This window comes from Streptomyces sp. NPDC021020, from assembly GCF_044333285.1.
Lineage (GTDB): Bacteria > Actinomycetota > Actinomycetes > Streptomycetales > Streptomycetaceae > Actinacidiphila.
In genome coordinates this window covers 67281-84948 of sequence record NZ_JBIRQQ010000005.1, presented here as the reverse complement: position 1 = coordinate 84948, position 17668 = coordinate 67281, and the positions used below count along the sequence as shown (strand labels likewise).

Annotated in this window: 18 protein-coding genes; 3 read left to right on the top strand and 15 right to left on the bottom strand. The window is 71.3% G+C overall.

The genetic code is table 11. The features are described 5' to 3' along the window. Nucleotides 1-62 precede the first annotated feature (62 nt). On the top strand, nucleotides 63-461 hold the full coding sequence (locus ACH4SL_RS15515) for a VOC family protein (RefSeq protein ID WP_398446623.1): 399 nt from the start codon (nucleotides 63-65) through the stop codon (nucleotides 459-461). A gap of 28 nt (nucleotides 462-489) precedes the next feature. Here the strand turns inward: ACH4SL_RS15515 and ACH4SL_RS15510 are convergent, their stop codons facing one another. The 6 genes from ACH4SL_RS15510 to ACH4SL_RS15485 form a co-directional block, all read right to left on the bottom strand. Continuing rightward, nucleotides 490-1089, bottom strand: coding sequence for a TetR/AcrR family transcriptional regulator (locus ACH4SL_RS15510; protein ID WP_398445516.1), 600 nt, complete (start codon nucleotides 1087-1089; stop codon nucleotides 490-492). Further along, nucleotides 1089-1391 (bottom strand): DUF4229 domain-containing protein, encoded by a 303-nt coding sequence (locus tag ACH4SL_RS15505; RefSeq protein WP_398445514.1) that lies wholly within the window; start codon nucleotides 1389-1391, stop codon nucleotides 1089-1091. Before ACH4SL_RS15505 ends, ACH4SL_RS15510 begins: the two co-directional genes overlap by 1 nt. Before the next feature lie 281 nt (nucleotides 1392-1672). Further along, complete coding sequence (locus ACH4SL_RS15500) at nucleotides 1673-2194, bottom strand: GNAT family N-acetyltransferase (protein WP_398445512.1); 522 nt, start codon at nucleotides 2192-2194, stop codon at nucleotides 1673-1675. A gap of 46 nt (nucleotides 2195-2240) precedes the next feature. Then, nucleotides 2241-3404 (bottom strand): aminofutalosine synthase MqnE, encoded by a 1164-nt coding sequence (mqnE, locus tag ACH4SL_RS15495; protein WP_398445510.1) that lies wholly within the window; start codon nucleotides 3402-3404, stop codon nucleotides 2241-2243. Between the two features lie 43 nt (nucleotides 3405-3447). Next, complete coding sequence (locus ACH4SL_RS15490) at nucleotides 3448-3909, bottom strand: Lrp/AsnC family transcriptional regulator (protein WP_398445507.1); 462 nt, start codon at nucleotides 3907-3909, stop codon at nucleotides 3448-3450. Between the two features lie 50 nt (nucleotides 3910-3959). Continuing rightward, complete coding sequence (locus ACH4SL_RS15485; RefSeq protein ID WP_398445505.1) at nucleotides 3960-4694, bottom strand: UbiX family flavin prenyltransferase; 735 nt, start codon at nucleotides 4692-4694, stop codon at nucleotides 3960-3962. A gap of 160 nt (nucleotides 4695-4854) precedes the next feature. On the opposite strand from ACH4SL_RS15485, the gene ACH4SL_RS15480 reads away from it, so the two are divergent. Together ACH4SL_RS15480 and ACH4SL_RS15475 are read left to right on the top strand one after the other, a co-directional pair. Further along, nucleotides 4855-5457 (top strand): rhomboid family intramembrane serine protease, encoded by a 603-nt coding sequence (locus tag ACH4SL_RS15480; RefSeq protein WP_398445503.1) that lies wholly within the window; start codon nucleotides 4855-4857, stop codon nucleotides 5455-5457. A gap of 108 nt (nucleotides 5458-5565) precedes the next feature. Next, the gene (locus ACH4SL_RS15475) at nucleotides 5566-6798 is read left to right on the top strand and encodes a hypothetical protein (RefSeq protein WP_398445501.1); all 1233 of its coding nucleotides are present in this window, start codon (nucleotides 5566-5568) and stop codon (nucleotides 6796-6798) included. A gap of 63 nt (nucleotides 6799-6861) precedes the next feature. Here the strand turns inward: ACH4SL_RS15475 and mqnP are convergent, their stop codons facing one another. The 9 genes from mqnP to hemL form a co-directional block, all read right to left on the bottom strand. Next, nucleotides 6862-7785 carry a menaquinone biosynthesis prenyltransferase MqnP gene (mqnP, locus tag ACH4SL_RS15470; protein WP_398445499.1) on the bottom strand — a complete coding sequence of 308 codons (924 nt, stop codon included), beginning with the start codon at nucleotides 7783-7785 and terminating at the stop codon, nucleotides 6862-6864. Beyond that, on the bottom strand, nucleotides 7782-9233 hold the full coding sequence (locus ACH4SL_RS15465; protein ID WP_398445497.1) for a menaquinone biosynthesis decarboxylase: 1452 nt from the start codon (nucleotides 9231-9233) through the stop codon (nucleotides 7782-7784). The genes mqnP and ACH4SL_RS15465 overlap by 4 nt, the downstream gene beginning before the upstream one ends. A gap of 36 nt (nucleotides 9234-9269) precedes the next feature. Further along, complete coding sequence (ccsB, locus tag ACH4SL_RS15460; protein ID WP_398445495.1) at nucleotides 9270-10388, bottom strand: c-type cytochrome biogenesis protein CcsB; 1119 nt, start codon at nucleotides 10386-10388, stop codon at nucleotides 9270-9272. Further along, the gene (locus tag ACH4SL_RS15455; protein ID WP_398445493.1) at nucleotides 10385-12151 is read right to left on the bottom strand and encodes a cytochrome c biogenesis protein ResB; all 1767 of its coding nucleotides are present in this window, start codon (nucleotides 12149-12151) and stop codon (nucleotides 10385-10387) included. The genes ccsB and ACH4SL_RS15455 overlap by 4 nt, the downstream gene beginning before the upstream one ends. A gap of 4 nt (nucleotides 12152-12155) precedes the next feature. Next, nucleotides 12156-12932, bottom strand: coding sequence for a cytochrome c biogenesis CcdA family protein (locus tag ACH4SL_RS15450; RefSeq protein WP_398445491.1), 777 nt, complete (start codon nucleotides 12930-12932; stop codon nucleotides 12156-12158). Between the two features lies 1 nt (nucleotide 12933). After that, on the bottom strand, nucleotides 12934-13545 hold the full coding sequence (locus ACH4SL_RS15445) for a TlpA family protein disulfide reductase (protein ID WP_398445489.1): 612 nt from the start codon (nucleotides 13543-13545) through the stop codon (nucleotides 12934-12936). A 120-nt stretch (nucleotides 13546-13665) separates the two neighbouring features. Continuing rightward, a complete protein-coding gene (locus ACH4SL_RS15440) occupies nucleotides 13666-14976 on the bottom strand; it encodes a hypothetical protein (RefSeq protein ID WP_398445487.1) in 1311 nt (436 codons plus the stop codon). A 390-nt stretch (nucleotides 14977-15366) separates the two neighbouring features. Further along, nucleotides 15367-16092 (bottom strand): histidine phosphatase family protein, encoded by a 726-nt coding sequence (locus ACH4SL_RS15435; protein WP_398445485.1) that lies wholly within the window; start codon nucleotides 16090-16092, stop codon nucleotides 15367-15369. Further along, on the bottom strand, nucleotides 16089-17396 hold the full coding sequence (gene hemL / locus ACH4SL_RS15430) for a glutamate-1-semialdehyde 2,1-aminomutase (RefSeq protein ID WP_398445483.1): 1308 nt from the start codon (nucleotides 17394-17396) through the stop codon (nucleotides 16089-16091). Before hemL ends, ACH4SL_RS15435 begins: the two co-directional genes overlap by 4 nt. Nucleotides 17397-17668: the final 272 nt, after the last annotated feature.

Genomic DNA, 17668 nt, shown 5'->3' with positions numbered 1-17668 from the left:
CGCCGGAACGAACCCCCGGAGGCACTGTGACAGGCGAGAATGCACCCGCCTACGACGTCGCCATGACGCACTTCATCGTGTCCGACGACGTCGAACGTTCGCGTCGCTTCTACACCGAGGTCCTCGGCGGCCGGGCCCTGCGCTCGGGCGTCCCGTCGATCGTCGAGTTCTACAACGGCTGGATCATCATCAACGAAGGCGGCGGCCCCACCGACGACAAGCCGACCGTCGTACTGGAGACGCCGCAGGACCCGGACCGGGTCAGCAGCTTCCTGAACCTGCGGGTCTCGGACATCCACGCCGTGTACGCCGACTGGTCCGCGCGGGGCGCCGAGTTCATCACGCCCCCGATCGAGAGAGGCCACCCGGAGATCCGCTGCTTCCTGCGGGACCCCGACGGGTACCTGATCGAAGTGGGGCAGACCACGCGTCCGGGCGGGTGGCCGCCCAAGGCTCCCTGACGGCGGGGCCACCCGGGGAGCCGACGCCCTAGACCGCCTGGGCCAGGCCCGTCCACGCGAAGGTCATGAGAGAGGCGGCCAGGTCGTGGGCGGGCAGTGGCTCGGGGGTGGTCGACGCCCAGGCCGCGAGCGATTCCGCGGCTCCCACCAGCGCGTACGCGTACGGTGCGACGGTCCGGGTGTCCGGCGCGCCGCACGCCGCCGCGACCAGCCCCGCGACGAAGTCGACGATCCGCGCCCGCAGCCCCGCCACCTCCGCGGCGAACGGCTCGCCGACCGTACGGGCCTGCGTGTGCAGCAGCGTCCAGCCGTCGGGGTGGGCCGCGGTGTGCTCGAAGAAGCCGAGCAGCCCGCTCCACAGCTGCCGCTCCGGCGGCGCGTCCGCCTCGACCGCGTCGCGTACGGCCGCGGTCAGCGCGTCGGCCTCGCGCCGGATGCACGCGGTGAACAGCGCGTCCTTGGACTCCAGGTACAGATACACCAGCGGCTTGCTGACGCCCGCAGCCTCCGCGATCTCGTCCATCGACGCGGCGCGGAAGCCGCGGCGTGCGAAGACCGCGACGGCCGCGTCGAGCATCTGCCGCTCGCGCTCGGCCCGCGGGACCCGCTTGCCCCCCGCCGCGGGCATCAGGCGGCGCGCGCGGCGCCGTCCCGCGCGGCGTCGTCCGCCGCGTCCTCCTGCTGCTGGTTCGCGGCGAGGTTGCGCCGGGTGCGCTCGACCTTGTCCGACACCTGGGTCGCGGCCTGCTCGCGCACGTTGCGCAGCAGGACGAAGCTCAGCGGGGCGGACACGACGAGGGCCAGCAGGGCGACCCACAGGTAGTTCGAGTCACCGAGCCCTGCCGGCAGGACACGCAGCCGGACCAGTCCCCAGATGACACCGAAGCTCGCGACGATGAGGCCGAAGCGCATGGCGGTGTACCTAAGCATGCTCCCAGTGAAGCACGCCGCCCCCTCCCCGCCGGGGGCGGCCCCCCGAACCCCGCCCTCGCGCGGGGCGTTGCGCACTCTAGGGGCGCGGGGAGGATGCGCTTGCCGCGCCGGGCACCACCAGGGGCGCGGGGAACTGCGCGAGCAACCCACCACCGGCCGGTGGTCCGGTACGCACCGAACTGCCCCTTCGGGCCGGTGACGACGTGACGGCACGTCCTGGCTGGCCGCGCAGTTCCCCGCGCCCCTAAAAACGCTCGCCCGGCGCCGCAGCCGTGCGCTCACAGCGTCAGGAGCATCATGATGTCGTCGCGGTCGTCGCCCGGGGACACCCGGATCGCGTCGGGGACGCGCCCGACCTCCTTGTAGCCGCACCCGGCGTAGAAGGCGTCGACGCCCGTGCCGCCCCGGCACGTGAGGCGGATCGCCTCGATGCCGGGGAAGGAGCGGGCGGCGGCCTCCGCCGCGGACATCAGGACGCGGCCGTAGCCGCGTCCCTGGTGGCGGGGGTGGATCATCACCGTGTAGAGCCAGAGCCAGTGCCGCATGAGGCGGTGCTCGTTGAAGGCGAGGAAGACCGTCCCGGCGATCTCGCCGTCCTCGTCGCGGCCGACGAGCAGCCGGCGGCTGCCCGCCGCGACCGCGGCGAGGGAGGCGTCGAGGGTGGGGCGGATGTCCTCGGGGGTGACGGGCGGCACGAAGCCGACCGCGCCGCCCGCCTCGGTCACGTCCGTCCAGAGCGCGAGGACGCCCTCGCGGAGCGCGTCGTCCAGCACGGGGTCCAGCTCGCACGTAAGGGTCATAGATGCAGCGTAACCATTACGCGGAGCTGGGTCCCCGTGAGGCGGGTCACACCCGCATGGGCTGCGGGGAGTCCCGGCGGGAGCCGTCCGGGCCCGGGTACTCGCGGATGGTCTCGTAGCGCGTGTTGCGCTCGACCGGGCGGAAGCCCGCGTCGCGGATGAGGTCGAGGATGTCGTCGCGGGTGAGCTTGTTGGGGGTGCCGTAGTCGTCCGCGTCGTGGGTGATCTTGTACTCGACGACCGAGCCGTCCATGTCGTCCGCGCCGTGGTTGAGGGCGAGCTGCGCGGTGGACAGGCCGTGCATGACCCAGAAGACCTTGACGTGCGGCACGTTGTCGAAGAGCAGCCGCGAGACCGCGAAGGTCTTCAGCGCCTCCGCGCCGGTGGCCATCGTGGTGCGGGCCTGGAGGGTGTTGCGGACCTTGCCGTCCTTCATGTCCACGAAGTCGTGCTGGTAGCGCAGCGGGATGAAGACCTGGAAGCCGCCGGTCTCGTCCTGGAGTTCGCGCAGCCGCAGCACGTGGTCGACCCGGTGCCGGGGCTCCTCGATGTGGCCGTAGAGCATGGTGCAGGGGGTCTTGAGGCCCTTGGAGTGCGCCAGCCGGTGGATGCGGGACCAGTCCTCCCAGTGGGTGCGGTGGTCCACGATGTGCTGGCGCACCTCCCAGTCGAAGATCTCCGCGCCGCCGCCGGTGAGGGACTCCAGGCCCGCGTCGATCAGCTCGTCGAGGATGTCGGAGGCGGACATCCCGGAGATGGTCTCGAAGTGGTGGATCTCGGTCGCGGTGAAGGCCTTGAGCGAGACCTGCGGCAGCGCCTCCTTGAGGGCCTTCAGCGAGCGCGGGTAGTAGCGCCAGGGCAGCGTGGGGTGCAGGCCGTTGACGATGTGCAGCTCGGTGAGGTTGTCGCCCTCCATGGCCTTGGCCAGCCGGACGGCCTCCTCGATGCGCATGGTGTACGCGTCCTTCTCGCCCGGCTTGCGCTGGAAGGAGCAGTACGCGCACGAGGCGGTGCACACGTTCGTCATGTTGAGGTGGCGGTTGACGTTGAAGTGGACGACGTCGCCGTTCTTCTGCGTGCGCACGTGGTGCGCGAGCCCGCCGAGCCACGCCAGGTCGTCGGACTCGTAGAGGGCGACACCGTCCTCACGCGTCAGCCGCTCGCCCGCGTAGACCTTCTCTTCCAGCTCCCGCTTGAGCCCCGCGTCCATGTGCTTCTCCTCCTGCCGGGGACCGGCGTCCCGGCCTCCGACCCTACGCTCCGGTCTCTTCGGGCAGCGCCCCGACCCGGTTCTCCCACTTCGTGGACAGCACGATCGTGGTACGGGTACGGGCCACGCCCGCGGTGCCGGACAGCCGGCGGATCGTGGCCTCCAGACCGTCCACGTCGTTGACCCGGACCTTGAGCATGTACGAGTCGTCCCCGGCGATGAACCAGCAGTCCTCGATCTCGTCCAGGGCGCGCAGCCGCTCGGCGACGTCCTCGTGGTCGGCCGCGTCGCTGAGCTGGAGGCCGACGAGCGCGGTCACACCGAGGCCGAGGGCGGCAGGGGCGACCGTGGCGCGGTAGCCGGTGATCACCCCGGCCTGTTCCAGGCGGTTGATGCGGTCGGTGACGCTGGGGCCGGACAGCCCCACCAGCCGGCCCAGTTCGGCGTACGACGCCCGGCCGTTCTCACGCAACGCCTGGATGAGCTGTCTGTCCACCGCGTCCATCAGGGGGGACCCTCCTGTTCGTGCCGCGACTGCGCCTGCTGGACACGAATCTAAGGCATGGCGGGTCCCGCGCCCTGCGCATGTGCCTGTCCGAGGCCGCCCTGCCAGCGGCGGTAGAGGGTGTGCGGCACCCCGGCGGCGTCCAGGACGCGGCCGGCGACGAAGTCGACGAGGTCCTGGATGTGCGCAGCGCCGGTGTAGAAGGCCGGCGAGGCGGGCAGGACCGCGGCCCCGGCGTCGTCGAGGGCGACCAGGTGGCGCAGCGTCTGGCCGTTCAGCGGCGTCTCGCGCACCGCCACGACCAGCGGGCGGCGCTCCTTGAGGGTCACGCTCGCGGCGCGTTGCAGCAGGTCCTTGGACAGCCCGAGCGCGACCCCGGCCACGCACGCGGTGCTGGCCGGCACGATCAGCATGCCCCGGGCCGGGTACGAGCCGGAGGACGGTCCGGCGGCCAGGTCGCCGGCCGGCCAGTGGCGTACCCGGTCCAGGCCGGGCACGGGGTAGGCGGCCGGGTCGCCGTCGGCCCCGCGGGCGAGCAGCCGGGCAAGGTCCTCGCGCCAGTGGGCGTCGCGGAAGGGCCCGCCGGTCTCGTCCAGGAGGGTGAGCCGGGCGGCGCGGCTCACGACGAGGTCGACGTCCTCGCCCGCGGCCAGCAGCGCCCGCAGCACGGCGGCGGCGTACGGGGTGCCCGAGGCGCCGGAGATGCCCACCACCCACGGGGTGCGGGGCCGTCCGGCCTGCGGTTTCCGGCCCTCCCGGGGCTGCCCCTGCTGGTCGTCGTCCACGCCGACGAGGGTAACCGGCGCGCCGGAGGGCCGCCGCGGAGGGAACCCGGCGGGGGCTGCCCGCGTCTTCCAGGGGTAAGGGGAGCGGCCGGGGAGTCTCGGGGGAGTCAGGGGGGTTGGCCGTGGGTCACGGACACACCGCGGACGGCGGGGGGCGGTCATGAGCGTGTCGGGCGCGCTGCTCGCCCCCGTGCGGGCCGGCGGCCGAGTGGCCGCCGCGGGCATCCTCATGGCCGGCTGGCTCGCGCTGCTGTGGGGTATCGAAGTGGTCAACGCGCTGAGCGGTCAGCGGCTGGACACCTACGGCATCTCCCCGCGGCAGGGCGGCGAGCTGCTGGACATCGTCCCGGCGGCCTTCCTGCACGTCGGCTTCTCCCATCTGGCGTCCAACAGCCTGCCGTTGCTCGTGCTCGGCTTCATCGCCGCGCTCGGCGGCATAGCGCGCTACCTCGCGGTGGCCCTGACGGTCGTGCTGGTCAGCGGGCTCGGCGTGTGGCTGACGGCTCCCGCGCACAGCGTCACGCTCGGCGCGTCCGGGCTCGTGTTCGGCCTGTTCGGCTATCTGGTGGTGCGCGGCTTCGTGGACCACCGGGCGCTGGACGTGATCGTGGGCCTGATCGTCGGCGTCCTCTACGGGTCGATCCTGTGGGGCGTGCTGCCGACGGCCACCGGGGTGTCCTGGCAGGCGCATCTGTTCGGTCTGGCCGGCGGTGTCGCGGCGGCGTTCCTCTTCCGCGACCGCTCGGCGGCGCAGGCCCCCTGACGGAGCGCCCGCTTCCGCTGCCGGGTCCCGGCAGCGGAAGGGCGTGACATCAGCACACATATCCCGTCGAAAGCACAGCGCCCGCACAGGTAACCTTCAGTCAAGATTGTGCAAAGTCCGCGAGTACGGAAGTGCTCGGCGGCGAACGAGGAGTTCGACATCAACAGCATCCGCAAGGGTCTTGCCGCCGCCGCAGTCGTGGCACTGATAACCGCGGGCGCCGCCGCCTGCGGCAACGACGAGCCCAGCACCCCGCAGGGCAAGGTCACCAACGCCTTCACCAACCTCGGCGACCAGAAGGCCGTCACCGTCGGGCTGTCCTTCGACGGCTCGGCGCAGCAGATCTACGCGGCGATGAAGGACCAGGACGACTTCGACCTGTCCGACGCCAAGATGCTCGCCGGGCTGAGGATCAGCGCCGCGCTCAGCTCCCCGAAGCCCTTCGCCCAGGTCAAGCAGGGCGACAAGGGCGGCAACCTCGGCCTCAGCGTCGCCTCCGGCGCCTCGGACGGCAAGGACGGCACCACGCTCGTCGGCCTGCGGTCGGTGGACCAGAAGGTGTACGTCAAGGTGGACCTGAAGGCCATCGCGAAGCTCGACCCGTCCGACAAGGACTTCCAGGAACTCGACAGCATCGTGGGGTCGGCGGACCAGATGCCGTCCAACTACGCCTCGGTCAAGGCCCTCGTCAAGGGCGGCTGGGTGTCGCTGGACCCGAAGGCCTTCGAGGACTTCTTCAAGTCCCTCGGCTCGCAGGGCGGCGACACCTCCGGCGACTCCGACAGCTCCGGCGACGACGACCCGCTGGCCGGCCTCGGCCTGCCCGGCGGCCTGCCGACGGCGCTGCCCACCGACCTCGCCGGCAAGAGCCTCACGCAGCTCATCGGCCCGCTGCGCGAGTCGCTGACCCGCGACGCCAAGCTCACCGACCTCGGCACGACGGACGGCGCGGACCACATCCAGGCGTCCATCCCGGCCCGCACCCTCGTCAAGGACCTGGAGAACGGCCTCGGCTCGCTCTCCAAGTCGCTGCCCGGCAACGTGACCAAGGACCTCGACGACGTCCCGAACAAGACGGTCAACGTGGACCTGGCCATCAAGGGCGGCAAGCTCACCCACATCACCGTCGACCTCGCGCAGCTCGACGACACCATCCACGGCAAGCTGCCGCTGGACCTGTCGATCGACGGCGACGCCGACCCGGTCAGCGCGCCCTCCGGCGCCCAGCAGCTCAACCCGCAGGATCTGATGGGCCTGGTCATGGCGCAGCTCGGCGGCTCCGACGACGGCTCGGACAACGCCGACGACACCGGCGACTTCGGCGACTTCAGCAACCTCTAGCCAGGACGGTCCGGACTGTCCTGACAGCCCGGACGGTCGCCGCCCGCGCGCGGTCCCGGTGGTTCAGCCGCCGAGGCCGCGCGCGAGCAGGTCGCACAGCGCGAAGGCGAAGAGCGTGATGCCGATGACGCCGTTGACGGTGAAGAACGCCCGGTTGAGCCGGCTCAGGTCGTGCGGCCGGACGATGGAGTGCTCGTAGAGGAAGGCCCCGGCGACGATCGCCAGGCCCGTCCACCAGAAGCCCCCGGCGTCGGTCAGGGTGCCGTACCAGACGAGCAGCGCGGTCGTCACGACATGGCTGCCGCGGGCGCCGTGCAGGGCCGCCGGGATGCCGAAGCGCGCGGGGACGGACTTCACGCCGTGCGCCCGGTCGGCGGCCACGTCCTGGCAGCCGAAGATGAGGTCGAAGCCGCCGATCCACACGCCCACCGCGAGGCCGAGGACGACGGGCGGCCAGGACCACGAGCCGGTCACCGCGAGCCATGCCCCGATCGGGCCCATGGCCTGGGCCAGGCCCAGGATCGCGTGCGGGAAGTTCGTGAAGCGCTTGCCGTAGGGGTAGACGACCATCGGCACCACCGCGACCGGCGCGAGCGCCAGGCACAGCATGTTGAGCAGCGCGGCCGCACCCAGGAAGACCGCGAGCGCCACGAGCGCGCCCGTCCACGCGGTGCGCACCGACAGGGCGCCGGTGACGAGTTCGCGGGTCGCGGTACGCGGGTTGCGGGCGTCGATCTCCCGGTCGATGATCCGGTTGCAGGCCATCGCGAAGGTCCGCAGGCCCACCATCGCCACGGTGACCAGCAGCAGTTCGCCCCAGTGCACATGGCCGTCGTCGCGGAACATCGCGGTGAGCGCCGCGATGTAGGCGAAGGGCAGGGCGAAGACCGAGTGCTCGATCATCACCAGCCGCAGGAAGGCCCGCACCCTGCCGTCGGGCCGGGGCTGGGGTCCGACGAGATCCGGGGTCGCCAGGTCCGCGCTCACAGGCCGTACTCCCTCCATCGGCGGTCGACCTTCGCCGCCGTCTCCGGGTCGGAGAGCACCATCTCCGGCCAGCCCCCGTCCCGCGTGTAGCCCTCCTCGGGCAGCTTGCGGGTCGCGTCGATCCCGGCCTTGCCGCCCCAGAACTGCTGGTAGGAGGCGTGGTCCAGATGGTCGACGGGTCCTTCCACGACGGTGAGGTCGCGGGAGTAGTCGGTGTTGCCGAGCGCCCGCCAGGCGACCTCGTGCAGGTTGTGGACATCGCAGTCGGCGTCCACCACGATGATCAGCTTGGTCAGCGACATCATGTGGGCGCCCCACACCGCGTGCATGACCTTCTGGGCGTGCTTCGGGTACTTCTTGTCGATCGCGACGATCGCGCAGTTGTGGAAGCCGCCCGCCTCCGGCAGGTGGTAGTCGACGATGTCCGGGACGATGACCTTCAGCAGCGGCAGGAAGAAGCGCTCGGTGGCGCGGCCCAGCGGCCCGTCCTCGGTCGGCGGCCGGCCCACCACGATCGACTGCACGACGGGCTTCTTCCGCATCGTCACGCAGTCGACGGTGAGCGCCGGGAAGGGCTCCTGCGGGGTGTAGAAGCCGGTGTGGTCGCCGAACGGACCCTCCGGCAGCGTCTTTCCCGGCTCCAGCCAGCCCTCGATGACGACCTCGGCGTGCGCGGGCACCTGGAGCGGCACGGTCTTGCAGTCGACCAGCTCGATCCGCTTGCCCTGCACGAAGCCCGCGAAGAGGTATTCGTCGATGTCGCCGGGCAGCGGGGCGGTCGCCGCGTACGTGACGGCGGGCGGGCAGCCGAAGGCGATCGCGACGGGCAGCCGCTCGCCGCGCCGCTGGGCGGCCTGGTAGTGGTTGCGGCTGTCCTTGTGGATCTGCCAGTGCATGCCGATGGTGCGCCGGTCGTGCCGCTGGAGCCGGTAGAGGCCCAGGTTGCGCACACCCGTCTCGGGGTCCTTGGTGTGGGTCAGGCCCAGGTTGAAGAAGGAGCCGCCGTCCTGCGGCCAGGTGAAGAGCGCCGGCAGCGCGTCGAGGTCGACGTCGTCGCCGGTCAGCACGACCTCCTGGACGGGCCCGTCCTTGACCTTCTTCGGCGGCACGTGCAGCATCCCGGACAGCTTGCCGAAGGCCTCCCGGACGCCGACGAAGCCGTGCGGCAGCTCGGGCTTGAGCAGCCCGGCGATCTTCTCGCCGATCTCGGCGTAGGACTTCAGTCCGAGCGCCTTGAGCAGCCGCCGGTCGGTGCCGTAGACGTTCATCGCGAGCGGCGCGACCGAGCCCCGCACGTTCTCGAAGAGCAGTGCGGGGCCGCCGGCCTTGTTGACCCGGTCGGTGATCTCGCCGACCTCCAGGTACGGGTCGACCTCGGCGGTGATCCGCCGCAGGTCGCCCTCCTTCTCCAGAGCCCGGAGGAACGAGCGGAGATCGTCGTAAGCCATGGGCCCCAGTCTCGCATCCCGCCCGGCGGCGCCGGGTCAGACCCCGGCGTAGGAGTGCTTGCCGCTGACGAAGATGTTGACGCCGTAGTAGTTCCACAGGAAGCACGCGAAGGCGACGAGGGCCAGGTAGGCGGCCTTGCGGCCCTTCCAGCCCGCGGTGGCGCGCGCGTGCAGGTAGCAGGCGTACGCGACCCAGGTGATGAACGCCCAGGTCTCCTTGGGGTCCCAGCCCCAGTAGCGGCCCCACGCGGCCTGCGCCCAGATCGCGCCGGCGATGATGGTGAACGTCCACAGCGGGAAGACCAGCGCGTTCATCCGGTACGCGAACTTGTCCAGCGTCGCCGCCGCCGGCAGCCGCCGCATGATGTCGCCCCAGCGCCCGTTGCCGTCCTTGCCCGCGGCGACCGCGACCTCGTAGTGGTCGCGGAAGAGGAAGAGCAGCGTGCCCACGGCCGCGAGGTAGAAGATCGCACCGGAGATGATCGCGCACGACACGTGGATCCACAGCCAGTACGAGTGCAGCGCCGGGACCAGCTGCTCGCTGCTGGTGTAGAGGACGGACAGGGCCAGGCCCAGGTCCAGCAGCACTGACGTGGTCAGGAACAGGCCGATCCACCGGACGTTCTTGCGCAGCGCGAGCAGCAGCAGGTACATACCCACGGCGACCGCGCCGAAGGTGGTGGAGAACTCGTACATGTTGCCCCACGGGGCGCGCTCCACCGAGGCGGCCCGGAAGGCCACGCCGCCGGCGTGCAGCAGCCACGCGAGCACCGTGAAGGACACCGCGATCCGGCCGTAGAGGTCGCCCTTCTCGTCGCCGCCCGCGGCCCCGGGGCCGTCCTCCATGCCGCGGTCGCTCGCCGAGGCGCGGGTGACGACGGTCGGGCGCTCCAGCGTGACGGTACCGCCCGCGGTCTTGACCGTGACCTGCTGCGCCGCCTTCTTGCGGGCCGTCTCGGCCGCCTCGGCGGCGGCCTGCTCGGCGCGCGCCTCCTCGGTGAGCGCGGCGGACTGCACCGCGACCTTGCTGCGCCCGCCGAAGACCCACTCGGCGAGGTGGGCGAGGAAGGCGAGCGCGTACACGAACATCGCCGAGCGGATCATGTAGTTGCTGTAGTTCGCGAAGTTCTCGTTGACCGCGGCCGCGATGTTCACGCGCGCGCTCCTTCGTCGTCGGTCGCTGGGGTGTCAGGTCCTGACTTGGACTCGGTGGGTGGCGTGCCGTCGTCCCCGTCGCTGCCGGGTTCCGGCGTGACGGGCGCGTCGGGCAGCATCTGGACGGCCACGTCGCCCAGCTCGTCGGCGATCCTCGCGGACTCGCTGCGGCCCAGGCCGCCGAGCTCGACAACCGTCCCGCCGTCCTTCCCGGCGCTCGCCCGCACCCAGATCCGGCGGCGCTGGATGAACAGCGAGCCGGCCAGGCCCAGGATCGCGCCGATCCCGCTGACCAGGGCGCCGAGGTTGCCGGACTGGTGGGAGACGGTGAAGCTGGCCCAGGTCGCGACGCCGTCGAGCCGCAGGGTGCCCGCGCCGTCCGGCAGCTTCATGGTGTCGCCCACGCCGAGCAGGTCGGACAGCGGGGAGCCGTCGGGGTTCGTGAACTGCTTCAGGTGCGTCTCGTCGAGCTTGTAGACGTTCTGCTGGAGACCGGAGTCGAGGCCCAGGTCGCCGTGGAAGGCGTTGAGGGCCAGCCGCGGGTTCTGGAGCGTCGGGAAGGTCGAGTACATGCCGAGCGTGGTGCTGGTGGCGAAGGTCGGGGCGAAGATGCCGCGGAAGCCGAGCTGGTCCTCCTTGCCGTCCTTGCCGATCGCGTCCGGGGCCTTGATGACGCCGACCGAGGTGAGCGCGGAGTCCTGCGGCAGGAACGGCACGGTGGTGTGCACGACGTTGCCCTGGCCGTCGGTGATGGTGACCTTGACCGCGTAGCCGTGCGAGATGAGGTAGACCTTCTCGCCGCCGATGCTCAGCGGGTGGTTGACCGAGATCGCGCCCTTGGTCGTCTTCGAGTCGTCGGTGCCGGTGTAATAGCGGATGTTCGCCTGGAATTTGAGGGCGGTGCCCTTCTCCGGGCCGCTCGTGGCGTACTTCGACTCGAAGTTGTCGAGCTTGAAGCCGAAGGGCTGGAGGTCGTCCCCGCCGTACCAAGTGCCGCCGCTGAAGTCGTCGTACGACGTCAGGTTGTTGACGAAGCCGTCGCCCTCGACGATCAGCTTGCCGCCCTCGGCCTTCTCCAGCGACGTCAGCGCGAAGGCGATCAGCAGGCCGAACAGCGAGACGTGGAAGAGCAGGTTGCCGAACTCGCGCAGGTAGCCCTTCTCGCCCGCGACCGAGGTGCCGGTCACGCTGGTGCGGAAGCGGCGCGCGCGCAGCACCTTGCGGGCCGCCTCGGCGACCTCCTCCGGGCTCGCCTCGGTGCGCCAGGTGCTGTACGCGGGCAGCCGGGTCAGGTTGCGCGGCGCGGCCGGCGGGCGGGCCCGCAGCTGGCCGACGAACTGCCAGGTGCGCGGCACGATGCAGCCCGCGAGCGACACGAAGAGCAGGATGTAGATCGCCGAGAACCACGGCGAGCTGTAGACGTGGAAGAGGCCGAGCCGCTCGTACAGCGGCGCCATCACGGTGTGCCGCGCCTTGAAGGCGTCGACCTTGAGCTGGTCGTTGTGCTGCGGGAAGAACGAGCCGGGGATCGCCGCGAGCGACAGCAGGAAGAGCAGGATCAGCGCGATCCGCATCGAGGTCAGCTGCCGCCACATCCAGCGCAGCCAGCCCAGCACCCCGAGGCCCGGCGCCTCGTTGAGGCTGTCGGCGGGGGCGGTGCTCAGCTGCGCGCCCGCCGCGCCGAGGTCGTCGCGTTCGGACCGGTCGGCGCCAGGGGCGCCCCCGTCCGTCCCGGCGTTCCCGGTTTTCTCCGTGATGCTCATGGGTTCAGACCCCTGAAGTGAAGCCGCTCGACCAGATCTGCATCTGGTAGGTGATGTGTTCCCACACTCCGGTGACCAGCAGGATGCCGACCGCCACGAGCATGACTCCGCCGGTCCGTATGACCCACGCGTAATGCCGCTTGACCCAGGCGAAGGCGCCCAGCGTACGGCGGAAAGCTATGGCCGCCACGATGAACGGCACGCCGAGCCCGGCGCAGTAGAAGGCCATCAGCACCGCGCCGCGCACCGCGCTGGCGTCGCTGAAGGCCAGCGTGTTGACGGCCGTCAGGGTCGGCCCGACGCAGGGCGTCCAGCCCAGCCCGAACAGCACGCCGAGCAGCGGCGCCCCGGCCAGCCCCATCGTGGGCCGGACGTGGAAGCGGAACTCGCGCTGCGTGACCCCGCCGACCATGCCCATGAAGGCCAGGCCCAGCACGATGGTCAGCGACCCGAAGATCTTCGTCAGGACGTCCTTGTGCACCTGCAGCGTCTGCCCGAAGTTGCCGAACAGCGCCCCGCCGGACACGAAGACCGCGCTGAAGCCGAGCACGAACAGCGCCGCGCCCGCGAGCGTCCGCCCGCGCCGCGCGTCGCCGAGGTCGGTGCCGGTGACGCCGGTCACGTACGACAGGTAGCCGGGGACGAGCGGCAGGACGCAGGGCGAGAAGAAGGAGATGAGGCCGGCGAACATCGCGACCGGTATGGCGGCGAGCAGCGCACCGGTCAGGACCGTGTGCGTCTGGTCGAACGCCAGGGAGGTCAGCGCGCCGTTCCCGCCCACGTCACTTCTCCGCGACGATCTTGTCGATCATCTCGTTGAGCCCGTCCTCGGTGAGGGCGCCGAGCACCCGCGCGGCGATCTTCCCGTGCCGGTCGACGACCAGCGTGGCGGGCAGCGAGGCGGGGTTGACGTTGCCCTTGGGGAATTTCAGGATCAGATTCCCGGCCGGGTCGTACAGGCTCGGGTAGGGGATCTTGTAGTGCTTCACGAACTGCTGCGCGGGCGACATGTCGAGGTCGCGGGTGTTGATGCCGAGGAACTGCACGCCCTTGGACACGTCGGCCTGCGACACCGACGCCATGTGCGGCGCCTCCGCGCGGCAGGGCGCGCACCACGAGCCCCAGATGTTGATGACGACGACTTTGCCCTTGTACGCCGCAAGGTCCGCGTGCCCGCCGTCCACGGTCTTGCCCGCCAGTTCGGGCGCCGTCTGCCGGTCGCCCGCCTTGACGTACGTGATCACGCCGCTGCCGCTGACGTAGTTCGAGCCGCTGGACGACGTCGACCCGCTCGACGACGAGCACGCGCTCAGCAGCGACGCCACGGCCGCGACACAGGCGAGCGCCGCGGCACGGCGCGGCGTACGGCGCCGGGGGGCGCGGGTAGGACTCATGTGAAAAGTTTCGCATGGGCCCCGGGGCGATCTTCCACACCCCCGACACCGGCACCAAAAGCGGCAATCGCCCCAAGTAAGGACCAGGTGATGGCCGCCGGGCGGACTTCGGGCGGACGGCTAGACGACGGGGGCGGGCGGCGAGGCGGTGGTGCCCGCGGGCTTCGGCGTGGTGCGGGAGGCGGGCAGCGTCATGAACTCCTTCCAGCCCTGCGACGGCTTCTCCCCGACCTCCAGTCCGCGCAGCCGCTCCAGCACCGCCGGATCCTGCGCGTCCAGCCAGTCCGCGAGCTGCCGGAAGGACACCATGCGCACGTCGTCGTGCCCGGCGGCCGCGATGTACTTGAACGCCGCCTCCACCGCGTCCATGTAGATCCCGCCGTTCCACTCCTCGAAGTGGTTGCCGATGTAGAACGGCGCCCGGTTCGTCTGGTAGGCCCGCTCGAAGCCCGCGATGTACGACTGGGTGGCCTGCTCGCGCCAGTACGGGTAGTTGCGCGGGTCGGACTGCGTCGCCGCGTGCGACTGGTTGGCCAGCATGTTGTAGTCCATCGACAGCACCTCGAAGGTGTGCCCGGGGAAGGGGATGAGCTGGAGCGGGAAATCCCACAGGCCCAGCTTCTTCGACGGCCAGCTCTGGTTGCCGCCCGGCGAGCTGGCGTCGTACCGCCAGCCCAGCGCCGCCGCCGTCGGCAGCAGGCTGTTCTGCCCGAGCAGGCACGGGGTGCGGCCGCCGACCAGCTCCTTCTCGTAGTCGAAGGGCAGCGGCTCCTCGCCGTGCCAGCCGGTCTGCGTCTTCCAGGTGGTCACGAAGGTCTTGGCCTGGTCGATCTCGCTCTTCCAGTCCGCCGGGGTCCACCGCCCGACGCTGCCGGTGCCGGTGCAGAAGTGGCCGTTGAAGTGGGTGCCGATCTCGTGGCCCTCCAGCCACGCCTGCCGGATGTTGTCGAGCGTCATCCGCAGGTGGTCGTCGGCGAGGTAGCCGATGTCGGAGGCGCCGAGCGGGCTGTTGGGCGGGGCGTAGTCCAGCTTCTTGTCCTCCGGGAGCAGGTAGAGCCCGCTGAGGAAGAAGGTCATGGACACGCCGTGGTCGGAGGCGAGCTTGCGGAACCGCGGGAAGAGCCCGTTGCCGATCTCGCCGGCGCCGTCCCACGAGAAGACCACGAACTGCGGCGGCGTCTGCCCGGGCTCCAGCCGGTCGACCGTCGGCTGGTACGGCTGCGCGCCGGTGTGCGCGGTCGACCCGTCCCCGATGAGCGTCACCGTCCGCGTCGGGGCGTGCGCCCCGCTGGCCCCCGACGGCTCCCCCGTCCGCCGCGCACCGCCCCCCTCGCCGCCGCCACCCTTCCCGGCCCCGCACCCCGCGACGGCCAGCCCGGCCGCGGCCCCCGCGGTTGTCGTCAGCAGACTCCTTCGGCTCATTCCACTCATGCGTGGGTCCCGTCTCTCGGCACGATGCACTTGCCGTGCGGCTCCGGGCGGTCTACGTGTGGACGCCCGCCTTGCCGTCCACACGTTCCTCACGCTTTATATGATTGTGGTCAAATCCTATTAATTACCCCCACATGGCGGGACCCCTTCCCCCTCCCGGGGTACGCACATGCGCTGCCGCGCGGGGTGAGCGTTTTGCGCTGCGGCGCGGGGCGAGCGTTTTTAGGGGCGCGGGGAACTGCGCGACCAGCCACGACGTACCGTCACGTCGCCACCGACCCAAAGGGGCAGTACGGTCCGTACCGGACCACCGGCCGGTGGAGGGCTGAGCGCGCAGTTCCCCGCGCCCCTACGGGGCACGGCCCCTGCGTAAGGGGGGCTCCCGGGGGCCTACGCCCCGAACGCCTTGCTCGCCCCCTTCGGGGCCTTCGCCCCGCCCCCGCGCAGATGCGCAGGCACAAGATCGAGCGCGGGCTCCGAATAGCCCACGGACACGATCTCGTCCCCCCGATACGTAAAACTCGTCAAGCTGGCCAGCGTGCACTGCCGGCGCCTGGGGTCATGCCACAGGCGCCTGCGCTCGGCCCACGAGCGCACGACCCAGATCGGCAGCTGGTGGCTGACGGCCACCGCCTCGTGCCCCCGCGCGGCATCCCGCGCGGCCGCGAGCGCCGCGCTCATCCGGACGACCTGGTCGACGTACGGCTCGCCCCAGCTGGGGCGGAAGGGGTTGGTCAGGTACTTCCAGTTCGCCGGGCGGCGCAGCGCCCCGTCGCCGATGCCGAAGGTCTTGCCCTCGAAGATGTTCGCCGCCTCGATGAGGCGGCCGTCCGTCGCGAGCTCCAGACCGTGCGCGGCGGCGACCGGCGTCGCCGTCTCCTGGGCGCGCTCCAGCGGCGAGGCGACGACGTACGTGATGTCGCGGTCCGCGAGGTGCTCGGCGACCCGGTCGGCCATCTTCCGGCCCAGCTCGGAGAGGTGGTAGCCGGGCGCGCGGCCGTACAGCACCCCGTCGGGGTTGTGGACCTCGCCGTGGCGCATCAGGTGCACCACGGTGAGCTCGTCGGTCCGGTCGGTCCGGTCGATTCCGTCGGTCCCGTCAGTCCCGGAACTCATGCGCGCGCCTCCGCTGCGGCTCGTGCGGCGGCCGGCAGCGCGGCGGCGATGCGCTCCACGGCCCGCTCGTCGTGCGTGGTGGACACGAACCAGGATTCGAACGCGGACGGGGGCAGATACACGCCCTGCGCCAGCATCGAGTGGAAGAACGGGGTGAAGCGGTACGCCGCCTGCCGCTTGGCCGCCTCGAAGTCACGGACGTCCTCGTCCGTGAAGAAGACGGAGAACATACTGCCCGCCGTCTGGATCCGGTGCGCGACCCCCTCCTTGGCCAGGGCCTCGGTGACCAGCGCCTGGATCTCGGCGGAGACGGCGTCGAGCCGCGCGTAGGCCGCGTCGTCCAGCAGCCGCAGCTGCGCGAGGCCGGCGGCGGTGGCCACCGGGTTACCCGACAGGGTGCCCGCCTGGTAGACGGGGCCGGCCGGGGCGAGCAGGGCCATGACGTCGGCGCGGCCGCCGAAGGCCGCCGCCGGGAAGCCGCCGCCCATGACCTTGCCGAAGGTCATGAGGTCGGGGCGCACCCCGTCCAGGCCGTACCAGCCGGCGGCGCTGACCCGGAAGCCGGTCATGACCTCGTCGGAGACGTAGAGGGCGCCGTCGGCCGCGCACAGCTCCTTGAGGCCGGCGTTGAAGCCGTCGCGGGGCGGGACGACGCCCATGTTGCCGGGCGAGGCCTCGGTGATGACGCAGGCGATCTGGCCGGGGTGGGCGGCGAAGGCGGCCCGTACGGCGTCCAGGTCGTTGTAGGGCAGCACGATCGTGTCGCCGGTCTGCGCGCCGGTCACGCCCGGGGTGTCGGGCAGCCCGAAGGTCGCCACGCCCGAACCGGCGGCGGCCAGCAGCGCGTCGACGTGACCGTGGTAGCACCCGGCGAACTTCACCACCTTCGCGCGCCCGGTGAACCCGCGCGCGAGCCGGATCGCGGACATCGTCGCCTCGGTGCCGGACGACACCAGCCGCACCTGCTCCAGCGGCTCGACCCGGGCCACCATCGCCTCGGCGAGCGCGACCTCGCCCTCACCGGGGGTGCCGAAGGACGTACCGCGCGTCACGGCGTCCCGTACGGCCGCGACGACCTCGGGGTGCGCGTGGCCCAGGATCATCGGGCCCCACGAGCAGACCAGGTCGACGTACTCGCGGCCGTCGGCGTCGGTCAGGTACGGACCCGTACCGGACACCATGAAACGGGGCGTACCGCCCACGGCGCGGAAGGCACGGACCGGGGAGTTCACGCCTCCTGGGGTCACGGCCGCCGCGCGGTCGAACAGTTCCTGGGACACTGGTGCTTCGTACGGGTAGCTCACGGATACATGGTCTCAAACGCCGGGCGTTGCGCGACAACGTCTCAACCGTGCATCTGACACGATGATCGGGTTGCATGGTTGGGGCGGCAGATGGTCGGGTAGTGGAATGCAGCAGCGGGGTGGCGTTCCGGGCGAGGAGCCAGGAGAACACGTACCCGACTCCGAAGACATCAAGCCGAGCAGTCCCGCACCACGCGATCCAGAACACCACGAGCAACAGCAACACCGCGAGCCGCGCGACGAGCGAGACCGGCGCGGGCGCGGGCACGGAC